The sequence below is a fragment of the Variovorax sp. PDC80 genome, assembly GCF_900115375.1.
In the GTDB taxonomy this organism is placed as follows: Bacteria; Pseudomonadota; Gammaproteobacteria; order Burkholderiales; family Burkholderiaceae_C; genus Variovorax.
This window is the reverse complement of sequence record NZ_FOWG01000008.1, coordinates 125,191-144,213: the sequence shown is the minus strand read 5'-3', so window position 1 is coordinate 144,213 and position 19,023 is coordinate 125,191. Positions and strand designations below refer to the sequence as shown.

Sequence of the window (19,023 nt, the reverse complement as noted above, 5' to 3'; positions counted from 1 at the left end):
GGATCGGCTTTCGCCCATGATCAAGTTTCTCCTGCCCACTCAACTGGTCGCCGAGCGGCCCGTGGAGCCCGGTGCCAGTCCCTATGCGGGCGCCCTCCACACCGCGTTTCGTGATGCCTACCCGCTGATCAAGAGCGCGGCCTGGCGCTCCATTCCGATCAGCCTGTTCGGGCTGCTGCCCTCGATCTTCCTGCTGCAGGTCTACGACCGCGTGCTCTCGCGCAGCGGCGTCTCGACGCTGGCGGCGCTGGTCAGCGGCATCCTGTTCTTCCTGTGCATCGAGTTCTGGCTGCGCACGCGCCGTTCGCGCCTGCTGCGCAACGCGGGCGCGATCATCGACCACGGCGTCTCGGGCGCCTTGATGGGCTCCATGCTCGGCCGCCCGCTGCGCGCGCTCGAAGCGCGGCCGGCCTCGGTGTGGCACCTGTACTTTCGCGACGTCGGCTCGGTGCGCGGCACCGTCACCGGCGGCCTCGCGCAATCGATCTTCGACCTGCCGATGGCGGTGTTCGGGCTGGTGGTGATCGGCATCGTCGCGCTGCCGGTGCTGCCGGTGGTGGTGGCCTTCCTCGCGATCCTCTCGTTCCTCGCCTGGTGGTGGGCCGACGAGGTGCGCGCCGGCCGTGTCGAGGAAGTGCAGCGCGGCCGCGGCCTCGACCGCATGACGGCCGAGATCTGCCATGCGCGCGAGACGCTCAAGTCGCAGGCCAACGACGGCCCCATCATCGAGATGTGGCAGAAGACCTACAACGACTGGCTCACCGAGAGCTTCACCAAGAACGGCCAGATCGAGACCGCGCGCGACGGCACCACGGTGCTGCTGACGGTGTTCTCGGTGATCGTGGTCACGGTGGGCGCGATCTCGGTGATGGAGCAGTGGATGACGGTCGGCGGCCTCGTGGCCTCCAACATGCTCGCGCTGCGCGCGCTGCAGCCGATCGCCGGCCTGGTGTCGAACTGGCGCTCGCTGGCCACCGCCAAGGAAGCCGCCAAGCGCCTCGAGACTGTGCTCGGCGAGCCGGTGGAGAAGCCGCCGGTGGGCATGGCCCTGCCGCAGCCGCTGGGCCGCATCACGCTCAAGGACGTGAGCTTCAGCTTCACCGAGAACGCGCAGAAGGCGGTCATCGAGAACCTCGACCTCGACATCGGCCCGGGCGGCCTGCACGTCATCGTCGGGCGCAACGGCGCGGGCAAGTCCACGCTGGTCAAGCTGCTCTCGGGCCTGTACACGCCCACGCACGGCGTCGTCAGCATCGGCGAGTACGACCTCTCGCAGTTCGGCCGCGAGGAGCTGTCGCGCTGGATCAGCTATCTCTCGCAGGAGGTCTACTGGTTCGGCGGTTCGCTGATCGACGTCATGCGCCGCACCGCGCCGGGCCAGAGCGACGAGCAGATCGTCGCGGCCTGCAAGCTTTCGGGCGCGCACGACTTCATCTCGCGGCTGCCCGACGGCTACCGCTCGATGGTGGGCGAGGGCGGCACCGGCCTGTCGGTGGGCGAGCGCCGCAAGCTCGCGCTGGCCATGAGCTTCCTGCGCAAGCCCTCGGTGCTGGTGCTCGACGAGCCCAGCAACGACCTCGACTTCCAGAGCGAGCGCGCGCTGCTGGCCACGCTGCTGGCGGTGGCCAAGGTGCGCACGGTGGTGGTGGTCACGCACTCGCTGCGCATCGTCTCGGCCGCCAGCCATGTCTACCACGTGACCGGCGAAGGCTCGGTCGAACAGGGCACGGCCGCGGTGATGGTGCCGAAGCTGTTCGGCGTGAAGAAGGCGCTGGTGGCGCTGCCCGAAGGCGGTGGCGAGGATGGCGAAGCCGCCGCCCGCTCGATCGCATGATGCGCTGAATTTGTTTATGGATTGGACCGATCGACCGATGACCGAGTGCGACGACCGAGTGCCCGCAGGGGAGACGAGATCTTGAAAGCCGATCTGCCGCAGGTCCTGCAGACCGAAGACCAGAAGCGCGCCGCCCAGATCACGCCCGAGGGCCGCCGGCGCCAGTGGCTGCTCGGCGGCCTGATCGGCGTGTTCGCGGTGGTCGGCCTGGGCTTCCCGATGGAGACCGTCGTGGTCGCGCCCGGGCGCGTGATTCCCTCCGACCGCGTGAAGTCGATCCAGCACCTGGAAGGCGGCATCGTCAGCGCCGTGCTCGTGAAGGAAGGCGACCACGTCAAGCAGGGCCAGTCGCTGGTCGAGATCGACCTCGGCGGCAGCGGCCTCAACCTCGAGGAACTGACCGCGCGCTATGCCGCCACCCAGGCCACGCGCGTGCGCCTGCTGGCCGAGAGCCGCGGCCAGCCGCTCAAGCGCGACACCTTCGCCAAGGACATCGACGAAGGCGTGTACGCCGGCGAGACCGGTGCCTACGACGCGCGCGCGCTCGAGCAGCGCGGCGTGATGGCCGGCGCGATCTCCGGCCTCGAGGCCGCGCGCAGCCGGCAGCTCGAGCAGCAGGCCAAGGTCAAGGGCCTGAGCGACCGGCTCGACCTGATGCAGAAGGAGCTCGAGGTGTCCGAGCAGCTGCTCAAGGAGAAGCTGGTCGGCCAGGTCGAGGTGCTCGAGAAGCGCCGCCAGGCCGAGGCCGCGCGCAGCGAACTCGCGGTGGCGCGCCAGGGCGTGATCTCGGCCAACGCCGCGATCACCGAGGCGCAGGCCAAGATGGCCGAGGCCGAGGGACGCTTCCGGCGCCGCGCCTCGGACGAGCTCGCCACCGTCGAGCGCCAGTTCGCGAGCCTGAGCGAGGACCTCGCGCGCGCGCGCACGCAGCGTTCGCGCACCGAGGTCAAGGCGCCGTCGGACGGCATCGTCAAGGGCCTGCGCAGCGGCAGCCCCGGCTGGGTGGTGAAGCCCGGCGAGGCCATCCTCGAGGTCGTGCCCGACAAGGACGAGATCATGATCGAGGCGCGGCTCAATCCGAACGACCGCGGCTTCGTCGAGGTCGGCCAGCAGTCCACGGTCAAGATCACCGCCTACGACTACCTGCGCTACGGCGCCGTCGAGGGCAAGGTCACGCTGGTGGCGGCCGATGCCGACCGCGACCCCGCGATCGCCAACGGCGCGCCGTACTACCGGCTCCTGATCAGCACCGACAAGTCCTTCGTCGGCCACAAGGAAAACCGCATCACCGTCGGCATGGAGTCCGAGGTCGACCTCAAGGTCGGCACCGATCCCTTCATCTGGTACATCCTTCGTCCGGTGCTCAAGCTGCGGCGCGAAGCCTTCCGCGAACCATGAAGCGCCGCACGACCAACGGCCGGCGCCCGGCGGGCACCGGCGTGCTGTGCGCGGCGCTGTGCGCCAGCTTCGCGCTGCCGCCCACCGCGATGGCGCAAGAGACGCAGGGGCCCCAGGATCCGCCGCCCTCGCTGATGCTCGCGCGGCGCCTGAGCGCGCCCTCGATCGGCACCGCCGGCTACGTGCAGCGCGTGAAGCAGGCGCTGGTCGTGCTGTCGCAGGAATACCCCGAGGTGCAGACCGCGCAGGCGGCCGCCAACACCAGCGGCTTCCAGATCGACCAGGCCAAGAAGGCGCGCTATCCGCGCTTCAAGGTCGGCACCTCCTCGGGCAACTACAACAGCGGCGCCGCCAACGCGCAGACCCAGAGCTACAACGTGATCACCGCCGAGGCGCGCATGAGCCTGCTCGACGGCGGCGCGATCAGCGCCTCGATCCGTGCCGCCGAGGCCGGCAACGAGGCCGACGGCCAGGCCGTCACCACCACCTCGCAGAAGGTGGTGCTCGATGCCCTGACCGCCTACCTGCAGGTGCAGCGCTTCGACCTCAAGAAGGAGATCGCGCACCGCTCCACCGAGATCGTGGCCGAGCTCTCGAAGGCCGAGGCACGCCGCGTCGCGCTCGGCGCCACCGGCGAGAACGACCTCAACATGGCCAGCGCGCGCCGCGCCAGCGTGGCCGCGCGCGAGGCCGACTTCGAGGCCCAGCGCGACGAGGCCATCGCCAAGTTCCGCAGCTACTTCAAGTTCACGCCCATCACGCGCAACCTGCCGGTGCTGGCCGCGCCGCCGCAGTGGCGCATCGATTCGCAGGCCGAGGCACTGCGCCGCGCCGAGGAGCGCAGCACCGAGATCGCCGAGGCCCAGGGCCGCATCAACAAGGCCAAGGCGCTGGTCGAGCAGCAGGAGGCCAGCATCTGGCCCACCGTCGATGCCGTGATCGTGAAGAGCAAGGACCCGCGCGGCGTGTCGCCGCAGGATCCCACGCGCACCGCGCTCGAGCTGAGCTGGAATTTCGGCAGCGGCTTCGACCGGCAGCTGCGCGTGCGCACCGCCATGGCCGAGGTCGAGAACCAGGAAGCCAAGCTCGAGGGCGTGAAGCTCAACCTGTTCGAGCTCACCAGTGCCTCGTGGTCGCGCACCGTGTCGGGCCGCGAGCGCGAGCGCCAGCTGATGGAGGCCGTGAGCACATCGGGCCAGGCCTTCCGCGGCCGCCGCCGCCTGCTGGAGTTCGGCCGCGACACCCTGCCGCAGGTGCTCGATGCCCAGCTCGAGTACTACAACCTGCTGTTCGACTACGTCGATGCCGTGTTCGACCTGCGCGTCAACGAGCTGCGCCTGGCGCGCACCACCGGCGAGCTGCGCATCGATGCCGAGGGCAGCAACGAATGGGTCGACCGCGTCTTCGGCGCGCCGAGCCGCACCGTGCTGACCGAGGACGGCCTGCTGAGCGGCCCGTGCCTGGCGAGCAATTCGACCTGCGCGACCGAGGCATCGGTGGACCGCTCGCAGAATGCGCAGCCCGTGACCCTGCGGCGCGCCGAGCGCCTGCCGACCACCACCAACTGACGAAGCGGGAAAGGCGGGCGGCCGGCGCGTCAGCGCGCGGCCGCGTTGCCGCTCAGGCGTCTTCCGGAATGCCTGGTTCGCCGTCGAGGATCTGGTACTTGCGCATCTTCTCCCACAGCACCTTGCGGCTGATGCCCAGGTGCTGCGCCGTGTCCTGGCGCTTCCAGTCGTTGATCTCGAGCGCCGCGATGATGCGGTTGCGTTCGCTGCCGTTCCAGCCCTTGCGCTGATCGCCGCCGGCGGCATCGAAGGCGCTGCTGGTGCCCACCGCGTTCGCGCCCAGGCCCATGCCGCCGCCCGGCCCGGTGGCCGCGGGCGTACCGCGGGTCAGCGCGATCGCGCGCTGGATCAGGTGCTGGTCCCAGCTGTGCAGCTGTCGCGCGATCACGCCCACGCGTTCCGCGAGGTTGCGCAGCTGGCGCACGTTGCCGGGGAAGTAGGTCTCGGCCACCGCGTCGCTGAGCCAGTGCGGCGTTTCGCCGAGCACCTCGAGCTGGTCGCCCAGCACGTTGGCCAAGAGCGCCTTGAAGATCGCGATCTTGTCGATCTCGCCGCGCTCCTCGAGGCTGGGCACGTGCAGCTCGATCACCGCGAGGCGGTAGAACAGGTCGGCGCGGAATTCGCCGCTGGCCACCATCTCGCGCAAGTTGCGGTTGGTCGCCGCCACCAGCCGGAAGTCGACCCGGATCGGCGAGGTCGCGCCGAGCCGCGTGACCGCGCCGTCCTCGAGCACGCGCAGCAGCTTCACCTGCTGGTACTTCGGCAGGTCGCCGATCTCGTCGAGGAACAGCGTGCCGCCCGTGGCCTGTTCGAAGTAGCCGCGGTGCGCATGCACCGCGCCCGTGAACGAGCCCTTGGCGTGGCCGAAGAACAGCGACTCGAACAGCCCGTCGGGAATCGCGCCGCAGTTCACCGCCACGAACGCGCCCTTGCTGTAGTTCTGGTGGCCCAGGTGCAGCTGCTGCGCGATGCGTTCCTTGCCCACCCCGGTCTCGCCGCGCACCAGCACGCTGTGGTCGCAATCGGCGAAGGCATTGACCTCGGCCAGCAGCGACTTCATCGCTTCGGAGTGCGCCACCAGCTCGTCGAGCGGCTGCGGCGCCACGTCGCGCGCGCGCAGTTGCCGCACCAGCTTCGCGACCATCGTGCGCAGTTCGGCGCAGGTGAAGTCGTAGGGCAGCACGTGCAGGTATTCGGGCGGATAGGTGCGCGAGTCGCGCTCGCGCGAGGCCGCCGCGACCCAGATCACCGGCATGCCCTGCAGCAGCTCGGTCGCCTGCGGCAGCCCGCCGCCATCGATGACCGTGACGCTGATGATCGCCACCGACGGCCGCATCGCCGCCGTGCGGTCCTGCGAAGGCGGGGGCATGCCGTCGGCCCGGATCACCTCGACATCGAAGCTCGCCATGCAGCGGGCGATGCGGTCGAGGATGTCGGCCTTTCCTTCCCAGACAAAGAGGTCGAGTTCGTCGAAGTTTTGGGGGGAGGACATTAACGTGAGAGAACGAGGCAATGAATGGTCGACATGCTGTCAGTGAACCAGTTTTGTGTTTTTGCAGCTCAGAGACTGCAATTCAACCCGCGAGCGACCGATCTCGAACCCGGCGATGTCAGAGAGGACGGTCTTGGAAATCAGTTTTCCAACCTGATTCAAGAGAGGGCGCAGCAACTCGATCACCGGGGCGAGAATGCCTGCAAGAAGGCTTGGCTTGGGTTCACCCGGAGCTGTGCTATTGGGTTGTCCCAACAGGTTTCCTAAAAGATTGCCGACCGCTCCCAGCAACGTGCCCAGTAGTCCTCCACCCTGCGTGGTTTGTAACTCGTTGACCAAGTTCGTCTTGACGCAAGTGTTATAGCTTGCGGCGTTTCCAGAGCAGCCTGCAATAAGTCCGAGGAATGGAGTGATCTCCTGCTTCCATTTGTCGGGCATTTTGCAAGTGCCTAGGCCGAGAAGGCATGGGCGATCCCACGTGAGGTCATCGCTTTTTAAAAGGTTGTAGACCGTATCTACTTTGTATTTCCCATTCGAGAGCGTGCCCGCACGCGTCAAATAGTCGTTGGCCACAGTAGTGGCCACGGAAGCGGGAAGCGGTGTGACGGCAACATCACTGTTACCTTGAGCAAGGACAAGGTTCAGAAGCTGGCTGACGAGCGTTGCCACGGTATCGCCGATGGCAAGGTCGTTGGGTGGTGTGTCGACATAGCCGCCGACCGGGACCGTCACGGAGTCCGTCTGTGTCAACGCGGGGACATAGGCTTTTCCCGACAATAGTGGAATTCCCAGGATTTGTACGAGATTCATGGGCTGCAGCCCTGTCTCGCAAATTTGAGATTTCGAAAAAACAGTCGCTTCGAATTGCGCCGGGGTCGGATTTGAGTTCCCTGCCACTGGATTTCCAATGCAGGCATTGAGAATCGTCGATGTGACCCCGATGTCCGCAGTATTTGGCGTGGTGCCGCAATCCATCGACTGAAGTTTTCCGTACGCATTGGTCACATCGATCATGATTGGGAGATTGATTTTGGTTCCGAGCAAGTTGAGAAGCCCTGACACAAGTCCCCCAGACGTGGTGTTGACATTCACGTAGAGCCGGACTTGAGAGTTGTAGGCTGTTGTGCCGATGCCGCCAATCCCGATCGAAGGAGGCTCAATGACCCGCAGCTTGGCTTCTGCAGAAACGCCAGTTAATGCCGTGATACCGCCGAGTCCAAGATCGAGGGTAAGGGCATGTTTCTTCGTGCCAACGCCAATGGCCGTGGTCAGAAGAGAAAGTGCGTCGAGATCCACCCCTAGGGCGGACGATGCGGTCGGAGCCTGGATATTTGCGAACAGTCCTCTCGGTGTATTGCTCGCATCGCTGGACGTCCCAAGCTGTATGGAAAGCTCATCGACATCGATACCCAATGCCTCGATGGGTCCAAGCAAGACGCTCGCGTCGATAACACCCTGTTGACCGGCTAGCGTGATGATGACGTTGACGATATTGCTGATCGATACCTGACGTGCTGCCAGCAGTGCGTTCAACTCGCCGACACCGAGGTCTGCGGGGACGTCGATGCCAAGTGCATGAAGAAGTCCTGATGGCGTAATTTTCGCGCCGACGAGGCCGCGGTAGGTCACAAGGTCGATATTGGGATCGACTCCGATCAAGCGCAAAATTCCAATCAATGCTCCTTCAGGATTCGTATTGATGAGATTGGATCCCACCGAAAAAACTGCCATCGGTTCATCTCGAACGGCAATTGCTTCTACACTGATCGTTCTGTTTCCAGCAAAAGAGCTGAAAATCGAAAAAGACGGTGCGGCATTGATCGTGACGCGAACGGCATTGGGTGGGCCACCTGTGGGAGTGATGACCGTTGGGGTCGCGGTGCTCCACAGGCCGCACTCAACCGTCGAAAGCGTGACGCCTGAAAGGTTGGACTGCGCATTTCTTTGTGCTGCCGCGGTTTCGGCAGCGCAATCGGATGGCGTCTGTACTGGTAGATACTGGGCTCCAGCGAGCGCGGCAAGGTCCACCGCCTTCTGAAACTCGCGCTTCATGTAGAACAAGTAGCCCAGTTCTGTGCCCATCAAGAGGATGACGGCAAGGCTCAAGGCGATGGCCGTGTTGACCAGAATGGAGCCATTCTGTTGACCCATGCCCGCAGATGGCCGACTTCGACGCACATAGCGGCGGGCTGTGCTATTGAACTTCATGCTGGAATCCTTGACTAGAGCGCCACGGTAGCTTGTCCCGTCAGCTTGTCTGGCATCCAAAGGCTGATGTCGAAAAATGGGATCGATGGCAGCAACCGGTTTTCGCTGTAACGGTAGACGACCGTCACTACCCCTGTCTTCTCGAGACCCGCTTCCACCACCCTTGGATCGATGTCAACGTGATCGGTGACCCATTGGCGTGGATCGATTTCCGAATTGGGAACAATGAGTGCGGAAGAAAGAGACGATACGACGGTGGCTTTGATCTGAGCGCGATCGGCATCCTGAAACTTTGAGCTCGCAAAAGAATAGGCGATGGCACGTGCACCATCCTCTGCTGCACGCGAGACTACTTGCTGGATGTAGAGGACGGCCCCGAAGGTTGCGATCCCATATATCGCGCAGAAGAGAATGGAAAAGACGAGGGCAAACTCGATGGCAGCAACCCCTCGCTGCAGTGCAGCCCTTGGACCGGACGCTCGCCGACTATGCCGTGTGGTGCTCATAGGGCCCTCCCGTCGAGCAACATACTTGCGCGCCCGACTACTTGATCGGGGAGTGCAAGATTTACCAGAGGAGGAAGAATTCCTCTCATGCCTGTCAACGTGACTGTCACCACAACTTGGCAACGTTGAGTCCAATCCGGTCCACAAGCCTGCCCGCAGTCTGCGCCTTCCAATTGACAAATTTTCGCAACGGCCACAGGCTGAACGGGTGCCCATCCGTTGGAGCGGCTTGTTGCCACTTTCTCTGCTTCTTCTTCGCGTTTTGCAAGAGAGACTTGATATCTCAATGCGGATCGGGCTCCGTCTTCCGCCGCGTTCTGCAAGCCGAAACGCAGTGTGAGAAAAATACCCAACGAGACGAACGCATAGATCAAGGAAAAGAAGATCAGGAAAACAAGTGCGAACTCAACCACATAGGCTCCTCGTTGAGCCTGTGTGGTAACCGTCTTGTTGCGACGTGCTCTCATAAGCAATCAGGTAGTGCGTCGTGTTGTCGTTCTATCGAGCACTACTACCCGTCGATCCACTTCCACTCGCAGGGCCTTTCACAGTCGATCCGAGGCGTTCGGGGATCGGATACTCGAAGCTCTTGAGATAGCGCTCGTAACTCCGACTGGCCACACTGCCTGCGATGGAGCGTGGCGTAGCAGACGAAATCTGACCGCTGCTCTGCCAAGCCAGCAGATTCAAGGTTGCGTCTCCCACCTGGAGTGCAGGCTCGTAGAACTCTTCTTTTTCCGAAGCTATTCCCTGGTCATCCTTTGCTGGCGGCATGACGGGGCCGCGGCTCGACTGCGCGGCTTCGTTTGTCGCAAGTGCGCTATTGATGGCAGTGCCGTCCTGTCCAGGGTTCGCCGAGGCGGACTGTGCGCAAGCTGGTGTCGCTAGGAGCAGAAGCGTTGTGGCCAATGCGCTGGCGGACAGGGCGAACACTCGGTTGACGGACTTGTTGTTGGTCATGGTGTGCCTCGTGAAGTCGGATTCGATGAAAGAGGTGCATCTCCGGCTGCAGCCGGCGGGTTCAATTGACTGGCCGTGCGCACGCCGCCCATTCCGAACCAGCGGGAGGGCTTGAGTGCCAGCGGCAGAGCCGCGTCCTCGCTGGCGACCGATGGCGCACCATTTGGTGTAATAGCCGGTGCTACGGCTATGGCCGCAGTTGAATTCCCAACCACTCGCATCTGCCGCGCCGCTTCGCGCACGGCAGTGCGTGTAGCCTCCGGCATGCGGTTGGCGTCCATCAGAGCCGTGGCCTGTTCGCGCTGGTTAGTTACTTCGAGATAGAGCGCTACATTGGCTTGGGCCTGCTTGTTGTCGGGCTGTAGCTGTAAAGCCTGCATCAGCGGCAACCGCGCTTCTTCGACCTGCCCCGCCCGAAGAACGGCATAGCCCAGGTCACTCAGCAACAATGGATCGGTCGGCGTTCGGCGCTGAGCCTGCCTGAGCAACCGGGAGGCTTCCGCATAGTCGCCGCGTGCCCCTGCCAGCAAGCCCAGGCCTCTATAGCCTGCACCCTCTATCGGAGTACCCAGCAAGCGTTTGTAGGTGGCTTCGGCCAACTCACCCTGCCCGGTCTGGCGCAACGCATCGGCGCGCAAGCGCGTCGAGTCGGGCGTGATGCCCCAGCGCTGCTCCAGCGCATCGATGTGCGCGAGCGAAGCGAACCATAGACCCTGCTGCTGCATCTGATCGACGACCTTGATGTAGGTGGTCTGGGTATCGATGTTGGTGGCGGCCTTCGCTTCGGTGGTCGTTTCGAAGGCTTGCCGCTGCTGGGCATCTTCGCTGGCGGCGTAGCGGTCCTTGGTTGCAGCGCAACCGGTGATTGCCAGGAGCAGTACCGTGGCGATCAAGAGGGACGCGACGCGGTACGCAGTGAACCAGTGCAGAGGGAGAGCCTTGATCGATTTCATCTGGCAATGCTCCCAAGCGCGCGGAAGACAGCGATGACGCCAGGCCCGGCAGTCACGATCATCAGCGCGGGTAAAAGGGTGGTGACCATGACAGCAGTCATCTTGACCGTGATCTTTCCGATGCGCTCCTTCATCTCCGAGCGTCGGTGCTCGCGAAGGCGGTCGCTGAATACGCGCAACGGCTCCTGCACGGCCCCCCCATGGCGGTCCACTTGCACCAGAAGCGTGACAAGGCCGCGCAGGTTTTCGTTCTGATGCAGTGTTGCCAAGCGATGCAAGGAATGCTCGCGAGTACGACCCTGCGAATACTGTCGATTCGCCAAGCTCAGTTCATGCCCGAGCACGTGAAGCACATGCGAGAAGTCGGAAGCCATGACCTGAAGGCTTTGGTCCAAGCTCATTCCAACGCCTTGCAGCAGCTTCAGTAAATCGACAAAGAGCGGTAGTTCCCTGGCAACGCGCTCCCGGCGATCAGCTGCGATACGGCTAAGCAGCCATTTGGGTCCCATGAAGCCGAGGATGAAAAGAGTGGCAAGTACAAGGAAGACGATGTTCGTTCTATGCCCTGCGCTCCAGAAAATGAAAGCCAATGCGGGCAGCAGCAATGCCAACAAGATGCGCGTCACCAGAAAAATCAATTGCGTGCGCTGCGACGGAAACCCGCACTGGTCAATGAGGTTCCGGTCTTCGTCGGCGACCAAAGCGCGGCCAAGCCGCGAATTCAGCCAGTGAAAAGGAAGATCGACCTCCGACTTGTATGGCTGACCGAGGTCAGTGGACGGGTCGATCGAGGCTGTGGGCAGTACCAGGGTGCCTTGTTCGATGGCTTTACCAATGGCTTGCCCGCTACGTGCCCGCCGGCGTTCTACTGCGACCAGTGCTCCTGCCCCGATAAGAAGGGCTACCGCAAGCAGCGCAAGGCTGATGGTCGTGATGGTGTCAGGCGTCAGTGTCATGCGAGCCTCGCGAGCCTGTACAGCAGCACGCCCCCCAGCACCTGGAGGCCGGCTCCAGTAAAGACGAACATGCGCCCCGTGCCGTCGTTCCACATCCCGGCAAAGTAACCTGGATTGGTGGCGATGATGAGGGCTCCCACACCCAGAGGCAGCAGTCCAAGGATCCATGCTGACAGTCGCGTTTCCGTGGACAAGGCGAGTAGTTCTTGTTCTGCCTGTTCACGATCGCGCATGAAATTACTTACGCGCTCGAGTAGCAAGTCGGCGCGCCCGCCGTAGCGCACTCCGAGCCCGAGGATCGACGCCAGCAGGAACATCTCCTCAACGCGCACATGAGCGGCTGTCTGGTGGAGGGCCTTGTCGAGATCCACGCCTGCGCGAACCATGGCGGCCGATCGTTCCAGATGCCCACGCAACGGCTCTTGCGTGCTGGCGATCGCCAGTTGGAAGGCTGCCTGTGTCGAATTGCCAATGGTGATAAGGCGCACCATTCCGTCGATGTAGCTGGGCAGTTGACCGATCAGCCTGCGTCGCATCTTTTGCAGTCGAAGCCAGATGGCGAAAGTTCCGAACAGTGAGAGCAGTAGCAACACGCCGAGTGCCGCGAGCCAGCCGCCGAAAAGGCTCGCGATCACGGACAGCACGACGATGGAGGCGATGCCGAGAATAAACGTGCGACCATCGATCATCCCCTCCAACCAGTCGGGGATTGCCCGTTCCAACCAGGGACTGGGGCGTGTAGCGGCTGTGGCATCGGTCTCCAGCCACGGATCAGTGGTTAGGCCGGAATCGGCAGTCGGATTGACTGCGCGAATGGATGGCCCTGCCAGAAAAGGCGGTGGTGCTGCGCTCGTTCCGGCCAGAATCTGCTGTTCGAGATGACGTCCCACTGCATCTTGTGTCTGGCGCTTCTTTGCCCACTGCCACATGAGCAGCCCGCACGCAGCCAGGAGTAGCGCTACCACGGCGATGCCGAGCAGCACGATCTCACGCACGATGGTCTCCCTGCTGAGCGCGTGCGAACGACTGCCGGAAGCGCGCGATTTTTGGCGAGTGCGGTGCGATGCCGAGCGATACCCAGCGGTCACGCTCTTCACCGTCTGGGGTCACCACCGGCTCGTAACGGTATAGCTCCTGCATTGCGACCACGTTATCGTTCACGCCAGTCACCTCGCTCAATGAGATGATGCGGCGCTTGCCGTTCGACATCCGGCCAATCTGCACGATGAAATCAATTGCGCTCGCGATTTGCCGGCGCAGGCTTACTTCGCTGCCTTGGTAACCTGCGAAACCAGAGAGCATTTCAAGGCGATAGAGGCATTCGCGCGGCGAGCTCGCGTGGATCGTGCCCATCGAGCCTTCGTGGCCGGTGTTCATCGCCTGCAGCATCTCGATCACTTCGGCACCGCGCACTTCGCCCACGATGATGCGGTCGGGCCGCATGCGCAGGCTGTTGCGCAGCAGGTCGCGGATCGACACCACGCCCTGGCCGTCGAAGCCGCCGGGACGGCTCTCGAGCCGCACCACGTGGCTGGTGCTCAGCGAGAGTTCGGCCGTGTCTTCGATGGTGATCACGCGTTCGCGCGCCGGAATGAAGCTGGCCAGCGCATTGAGCAGAGACGTCTTGCCCGAGCTGGTGCCGCCGCTCACGAGCACGTTGCAGCGCGCGCGCACCGCGATCTCGAGCAGTTGCGCCATGCCGGCGTCGAAGGTGCCGAGCTTGACCAGGTCGGCCGGCGTGAGCGGCTCCTTGCGGAACTTGCGGATCGAGACCGACAGGCCGTCGATCGCGAGCGGCTCGATGATCACGTTGATGCGGCCGCCATCGGGCAGGCGCGCGTCGACCATCGGATTGGCTTCGTCGAGCCGGCGTCCCAGCGGTGCCAGGATGCGGCGCACGATGCGCATCACGTGCTCGGAATCGGCGAAGCGCAGCGTTTCGCGCTCCAGCATGCCGTGGCGCGAGACGTAGACGTTCTGATAGCCGTTGATCAGAATGTCTTCGACCGCAGGGTCGTTGAGCAGGTCTTCCAGCGGACCGAAGCCCGCGAGTTCCTTGGTGAGCGCATCCGAGATGAGCTGCATCTCGCGGTCGTTGATCGGCACGCGGCGCAGCCGCACGAAGCTGTCGACCTCGAGCTCGACGAACTGTTGGATCGAGGCGCGCGACCAGCGGCCGAACTCCGCGCCCAGCTCCTCGATGCGGCTGAGCAGGTGATCGTGCGTCCAGCTCTTGATGTCCTGGAACTGCTGGGAGGTGATGAACGCCTGGTCGTCGTCGGCGAATTCGATATCGGTGGACATGGGCTGTTCAACCTTGGGTAGGGCTCTTGCGGAAGCCGGTGACTTTCGACATCAACGCCGTCCAGCGTGGGTCCTTCGCCGGCTGCTGGCTGGAGCCAGAGGTGTATTCCTGATGCAGGCCGCGTGCGAGGCCCGCGATGGCTTGCGAGTACGGGTCGCTGCGCGCGGTGCGCACCAGCATCTCGCCGCGGCTCGAGGCCGCCAGCAGTTGCGTGCTGCGCGCGGGCAGCACGTGGCGCAGTGGTAGTTCGAGCCGCTCGGCGATGTCCTTGGCCGCGAGGCCCACGTGGCTGTCGAACTTGTTGACCACCAGCGACATCTGGTCGGTCTCGAGGCCGCGCGTGCGCAGTTCCTTGAGCATGTTCGCGGTGGAGACGATGGCGCCGATGCTCTGGTCGCAGACAACCCAGCAGCGCTGCGCTTCCTTCGCGGTCTGCGCCACGAAGTCGATGGTCGAGAAACCGCCGAGGTCGGCGATCTGGAAATCGAAGAAGTCGCCGAGCCGCTTGATCAGCGCGACCGAGTCGGCATGAGAGATCTCGCGCACTTGCGCGAGACTCGCAGGCAGCGGCAATACAGCCAAGCCACTGCTGTGATGCGCGAGCGCGGTGTGCAGTAGCGTCTGATCGAGACGACGCAGATTGCGCACCCCATCTACGAAGCTGAAGCCGCTCTGTGTGTCGAGGTACAAAAGGCCATCGCGCGCCGGCAGGCCAAGGTCGAGCAGTGCGACACCATGGCGCGCATTGCGGGCCTGCGGCTGTCCAGAGGCCGGCGCCTGAGGCTGAGTCAGTTGGTCGTTGAGCAACAGCGACAGGCTGGTCGCGAGCGTAGTCACGCCGATCCCGGCGCGCGCGCCTAGAAGCGCGAGAGTGCATCCACGCGTTCCGACCTGCATGCTGCTGCGCCGGTCCAGCAGCTTATGCAATGTATGGATCGCATCGGAAGGCGGCGCTGCCATGTCGACGAAGTCGTCCACACCGGCGCGTAGCGCAGCCAGCATGGAAGCGGGTTCAACCGAGATGCCGGTTGCCAGAACTGCCAGCGCCGACCAGTCGCGTTTCAGGCGCTGATTCAAAGCGGCAGCCGCCTGCGCTTGATCCCCGGAGAAATCGAGGAAGACCGCGGAGGGGCTGAGCAAGGCGATGCGTTCATCGATCGACTTGGCATCGGGCGGTAGAACCACCACTGTGCCTAGCTCGCCGAGCGCGTCTGTCAGCCACGTGATGTGGCTGCCATTGGCCGAGGCGAAGAGATACGTCTCTGCGCCAGTCTCGGGAAGGTGATCGCGAGGAGCGTTCATGGCGTCGGCCACAGGTCGTGCGCAGCCGGTTTCACTCAACGGGAGAAGCCCGGTACCGTCGTACCCGAGGCCGGCCCCAGCAGGTGTGCGCGCCACACAGGGCCGTCGCGTTGCTCCGCACCGCCGGGCAGATAGGGCGCGAGGTCGGTGTCGCGGGCGATCGGCTTCACGAGATGCGGCGTCACGAGGATCACCAGTTCCTTCTCGTTCATCTGGTACTTGTTCTGCTTGAAGAAGGTGCCGAGTACGGGGATGTCGCCGAGCAGTGGCACCTTGTCGGCGTTCGAAGTCGTGGTGCGGCTCACCAAGCCTCCGATGATGAAGCTCTCGCCGTCTCCGAGTTCCACGGTGGTGTCGGCGCGGCGGGTGCTGATCGCAGGGACTGCCACGCCGTTGAGGCTCACCGCGTTGGTGTAGTCGAGATCGCTGGCCTCCGGCGCGACCTTGAGCACAATGCGCTCATTCGATAGCACGGTGGGTGTGAGTGTCAAGCCGATGCCGAAGGGCTTGTACTCGATGCTGGTGGTGCCAAGGCCCTGTGGCACAGGAACCGGCAGTTCGCCGCCAGCCAGAAAGCTCGCGCTCTGGCCGGACAGTGCCACCAGCGTGGGCTCGGCGAGTACGCGCGCCATGCCGTTACCTTCGAGGAAGCCGACATTCAAGCCGATGCCGGCCTTCCCGAAGTTGAAGAGCAGGCTAAAGGCTTGTGCTAGTGGATTGTTGTTTTCGATTGCGATCGAACCGTCGCTTCCGAACGTCGCGGACTTTAACGACGATGGCGTGAAGGATCCGAAGCTGAACCCGTTGGAGTTGGCGCGCGTGCTGAATATGTTGAGGCCAGCCTGCTTGAGCACGCTGCGATTGAACTCAACGACCTTGACCTCGACCTGCACCGTGTTGCTGCGCACGTTCACGACAGAGCGATCGACCAGTACCGACTTTTCACCGCTGGCTGCCATGGCGGTGTCGCGTGCGTCTTGGTGTGCTGTCATGCTGTCGAGCGAACCAGTGAGTGTGGAACCACGACGGCGCACTTCGAGTGCATAGACCGTCGCGGACGACTGCCCCTTTTCCCAGATCATCAGTGTGGTCCGCCCAGCCGCCTTGCCAGTCACGATCAAGCGCGCGGCCACTGAATTCGGTGATTGGCGGGTCAGTGCGACACCGGCCACGGCCTCGTCGGCAATGGCCATGCGTTCGATGCCTTTGGGGATCAACAACTCTTTCTGTGTGCCGGCATCGACCTGCAGTTGCATTGGTGCACGAGAGGTGACTGCCTGAGTGTCGGCCGCCGAGGATGGGACGGGCCAAGCGCTCGGTGCCAATAGGCACAACGCCACGAGTGTCGGACGCAGCGCGTGGACCGGAGTGTTGGTTTTCGCGCGAGGAGGGTGCGTCATGGTGTTTTTTTCCTGCGAGACATGCATAGCGTGGCGCTGTTCAATAACGAATGGTTTCGCTCCGGTCGCCGCGGATGACTTCGACTTGGAGGCCGACCCGGCTACCGCCGGTGTCGCTTGTCGCGGTCCGTCGCATCGCTACAGGAGGCGTACGCGCGATGCCTGGCTTGCCGCCCGTCACGAAATCGGCGGCCGTCACGCCGGCCTGTGCACGGTCCAGCCCTTCGAGCGGCGGCCTACGCGGTTCGCCGGGTTTCGTCGGAGCGGGATGTAAAGCGGTGGGCAGTTCAGCAAACAGCTTGGGGTCCGGCTCCGACATATCGGTTGGATTGCGCAGAGCCAGCAGCAGGCGGCCGCTGTTCTCTGCCAGGGTGAGGCGGTTGACGTCGTCCACTGGCACCGCGAGCACGGCAGTTCGGGCGGCTTCGGTGCGCTGCTGTGCCTGCGCACCCGAGTTCTTGTCGATCTTGGATTGCAAGCCGTCGACCGAGGCGCTGCCGAAGGCCAGCACTCGTTTGCGCGACAGCAATAGGCGCGCCTGGCTGCGATCGATGTCCTTGTTGTCGGACTTGAGCATCAAGAAGACGTCGACGAAATCCCCGGGTTGGACTTTGTTGCCCACGCCCATGACCTCATCGGCCTTCACTGCGACGGCGCGCTCGCCCTCAGCGACACGCAAGGCGAGGCCAGAAACCAACTGACCTGCGAGCAGAGGCGAGCCCTCACCGAGATCGATCACCGGGACCCGCCCAGCGAGGGGAGCCGTTTCCTTAAAGGCTCCTGCCGGATTGATCGTCAGTTGCTCCACGCGCAGCGCGTCCGCCGGGATGGCCTGACCTGCTGGCAGCGCTCTTGTTGCAACGACCACGGGGTAAGTCTGAGTCTGCGCAGACTTTGCTGGTGTCGTACCCGCACTTGCAGTTGCGGGTGGCGGCGGTGGTGGCGCCTTGCGGCTGAGGACCCAGGCGTAGCCTCCAAGCGCAAGGGCGAGCAGCACGAGGATGGCGGCGATGATTTTGGTGACGTTGATCATGGGCGGCGTTTCAAGGGGAGAGCAATCGGGGAGCTATCGATGAACAACTTGTGGTGGCAAAGCGATCACCCGCTTTGTCGCCCCCAAACCATCCACGCTGCGGCTGCCAGTGCGAGATAGGCCGCGTAGGGAATGAAGCGCGTCCGGGTCGGCGATGAGCGACTGTCCACGGACGACGGTGGCCCGAAAAGCATGAGCGAAAACCGCGAGGAAACTGGCCATCGTTGAAGAGCGAGCCAAAGAGCCGCATGCAGACCTGCGAGAAGACTGCCGATGACCCAAATGGGGAGCAGTGCCCATGCCCCTACCCACAGTCCGAGAGCGCCAGCAAATTTCACGTCGCCTGCTCCCATCAGCCCCAAAGCGTAAAAGAGGAGGAGGGCCCCGAAGCCGACTCCTGCACCAAGCAACGCGCCAGCCCAGTCATTTCCACGCGGCCCCGTTCCCCAGGCAAGCGCTGCAAGTGCCATCGCGGCACCTGCGAGCACCAGCCAATTGGGGACGCGGCGTTGTCGGAAGTCATAGGTGGCGATGAGAAGGAGCCAAAACAAACAGGCTGACATCAATGTCATTGTTTGGATCGTTCCCGAGCGCTACGCGGTTTAAACGGCTGCCTTAAGTTTGTCCGAAATCCTCGTGAAAAGATCCGTCAAATCCGTGCCCAGTGCCGTCAGGGCAACTGTAATTCCAATTGCGACTAGGCCGGCGATCAGGCCATATTCAATGGCGGTCGCGCCTTCTTCATCACGAATAAAACGAGTAATAGCGTTGAGCATGATTAACCTTTCAGAAAAAGTCGTTAACAAGGGCTGGCGGTGCGAATGTTATCCGGCGTAACTCTGTGTATCAACAAGGCAAACCCGATGGAAGGGAGTTCCGCTGTGCTAGTCAAGGATTGCTAGCACGATGGCTGCCAACTCCCACGGACATCGGTTGACCGGTCGGTCAGAGACGCTGAGTAACAGTTCGGAAACGATTTTTCCCTCTGTAGGCGTGCACCGACATCCCATGAAGACGGGAGGGAGTGTTACGGAACAGGGGTGCGCGAGAGGGATGCGTTACGGGTACATGCGTGTTACGTGTTACGTGACACGACCCGAAAACGGTC

The 19,023-nt window shown here is 63.4% G+C and carries 17 protein-coding genes; 3 read left to right on the top strand and 14 right to left on the bottom strand.

Annotated features, from left to right (window positions below; genetic code table 11):
* Nucleotides 1–16: 16 nt before the first annotated feature.
* The 3 genes from BM109_RS23030 to BM109_RS23020 all read left to right on the top strand — a co-directional run bounded on the left by BM109_RS23030 (nt 17) and on the right by BM109_RS23020 (nt 4,800).
* Nucleotides 17–1,834: a peptidase domain-containing ABC transporter gene (locus tag BM109_RS23030; RefSeq protein ID WP_093347726.1), complete on the top strand. Its 1,818-nt coding sequence runs from the start codon at nt 17–19 to the stop codon at nt 1,832–1,834.
* 81 nt (nt 1,835–1,915) lie between these two features.
* Nucleotides 1,916–3,232, top strand: a complete 1,317-nt coding sequence (locus BM109_RS23025; RefSeq protein WP_093347724.1) for an HlyD family type I secretion periplasmic adaptor subunit — start codon at nt 1,916–1,918, stop codon at nt 3,230–3,232.
* Complete coding sequence (locus BM109_RS23020; protein ID WP_093347722.1) at nt 3,229–4,800, top strand: TolC family protein; 1,572 nt, start codon at nt 3,229–3,231, stop codon at nt 4,798–4,800. Before BM109_RS23025 ends, BM109_RS23020 begins: the two co-directional genes overlap by 4 nt.
* 52 nt (nt 4,801–4,852) lie before the next feature.
* Here BM109_RS23020 and BM109_RS23015 read toward each other — a convergent pair whose 3' ends face one another.
* The 14 genes from BM109_RS23015 to BM109_RS22950 form a co-directional block, all read right to left on the bottom strand.
* Nucleotides 4,853–6,292, bottom strand: a complete 1,440-nt coding sequence (locus BM109_RS23015; RefSeq protein WP_093347719.1) for a sigma 54-interacting transcriptional regulator — start codon at nt 6,290–6,292, stop codon at nt 4,853–4,855.
* A gap of 39 nt (nt 6,293–6,331) precedes the next feature.
* Nucleotides 6,332–8,500, bottom strand: a complete 2,169-nt coding sequence (locus BM109_RS23010; RefSeq protein ID WP_093347707.1) for a TadG family pilus assembly protein — start codon at nt 8,498–8,500, stop codon at nt 6,332–6,334.
* Nucleotides 8,501–8,514: 14 nt separating this feature from the next.
* Nucleotides 8,515–9,006 (bottom strand): TadE/TadG family type IV pilus assembly protein, encoded by a 492-nt coding sequence (locus BM109_RS23005; RefSeq protein ID WP_093347704.1) that lies wholly within the window; start codon nt 9,004–9,006, stop codon nt 8,515–8,517.
* Nucleotides 9,003–9,419: a TadE/TadG family type IV pilus assembly protein gene (locus tag BM109_RS23000; RefSeq protein ID WP_256222725.1), complete on the bottom strand. Its 417-nt coding sequence runs from the start codon at nt 9,417–9,419 to the stop codon at nt 9,003–9,005. Before BM109_RS23000 ends, BM109_RS23005 begins: the two co-directional genes overlap by 4 nt.
* A gap of 85 nt (nt 9,420–9,504) precedes the next feature.
* Nucleotides 9,505–9,966: a DUF3613 domain-containing protein gene (locus tag BM109_RS22995; RefSeq protein ID WP_093347679.1), complete on the bottom strand. Its 462-nt coding sequence runs from the start codon at nt 9,964–9,966 to the stop codon at nt 9,505–9,507.
* Nucleotides 9,963–10,919, bottom strand: coding sequence for a tetratricopeptide repeat protein (locus BM109_RS22990; RefSeq protein WP_093347677.1), 957 nt, complete (start codon nt 10,917–10,919; stop codon nt 9,963–9,965). Before BM109_RS22990 ends, BM109_RS22995 begins: the two co-directional genes overlap by 4 nt.
* Complete coding sequence (locus BM109_RS22985) at nt 10,916–11,875, bottom strand: type II secretion system F family protein (protein WP_093347675.1); 960 nt, start codon at nt 11,873–11,875, stop codon at nt 10,916–10,918. The genes BM109_RS22990 and BM109_RS22985 overlap by 4 nt, the downstream gene beginning before the upstream one ends.
* Nucleotides 11,872–12,870 (bottom strand): type II secretion system F family protein, encoded by a 999-nt coding sequence (locus tag BM109_RS22980; protein ID WP_256222724.1) that lies wholly within the window; start codon nt 12,868–12,870, stop codon nt 11,872–11,874. Before BM109_RS22980 ends, BM109_RS22985 begins: the two co-directional genes overlap by 4 nt.
* Nucleotides 12,863–14,179, bottom strand: a complete 1,317-nt coding sequence (locus BM109_RS22975) for a TadA family conjugal transfer-associated ATPase (RefSeq protein WP_093347672.1) — start codon at nt 14,177–14,179, stop codon at nt 12,863–12,865. Before BM109_RS22975 ends, BM109_RS22980 begins: the two co-directional genes overlap by 8 nt.
* Nucleotides 14,180–14,186: 7 nt before the next feature.
* On the bottom strand, nt 14,187–15,482 hold the full coding sequence (locus tag BM109_RS22970) for a CpaE/TadZ family protein (RefSeq protein ID WP_093348356.1): 1,296 nt from the start codon (nt 15,480–15,482) through the stop codon (nt 14,187–14,189).
* Nucleotides 15,483–15,517: 35 nt separating this feature from the next.
* Nucleotides 15,518–16,738 carry a type II and III secretion system protein family protein gene (locus BM109_RS22965; RefSeq protein ID WP_371268831.1) on the bottom strand — a complete coding sequence of 407 codons (1,221 nt, stop codon included), beginning with the start codon at nt 16,736–16,738 and terminating at the stop codon, nt 15,518–15,520.
* 184 nt (nt 16,739–16,922) lie between these two features.
* On the bottom strand, nt 16,923–17,915 hold the full coding sequence (gene cpaB / locus BM109_RS22960; RefSeq protein WP_093347670.1) for a Flp pilus assembly protein CpaB: 993 nt from the start codon (nt 17,913–17,915) through the stop codon (nt 16,923–16,925).
* A 65-nt stretch (nt 17,916–17,980) separates the two neighbouring features.
* On the bottom strand, nt 17,981–18,478 hold the full coding sequence (locus BM109_RS22955; RefSeq protein WP_256222751.1) for an A24 family peptidase: 498 nt from the start codon (nt 18,476–18,478) through the stop codon (nt 17,981–17,983).
* 39 nt (nt 18,479–18,517) lie between these two features.
* Nucleotides 18,518–18,691, bottom strand: a complete 174-nt coding sequence (locus BM109_RS22950) for a Flp family type IVb pilin (RefSeq protein ID WP_093347656.1) — start codon at nt 18,689–18,691, stop codon at nt 18,518–18,520.
* Between the last annotated feature and the right edge of the window lie 332 nt (nt 18,692–19,023).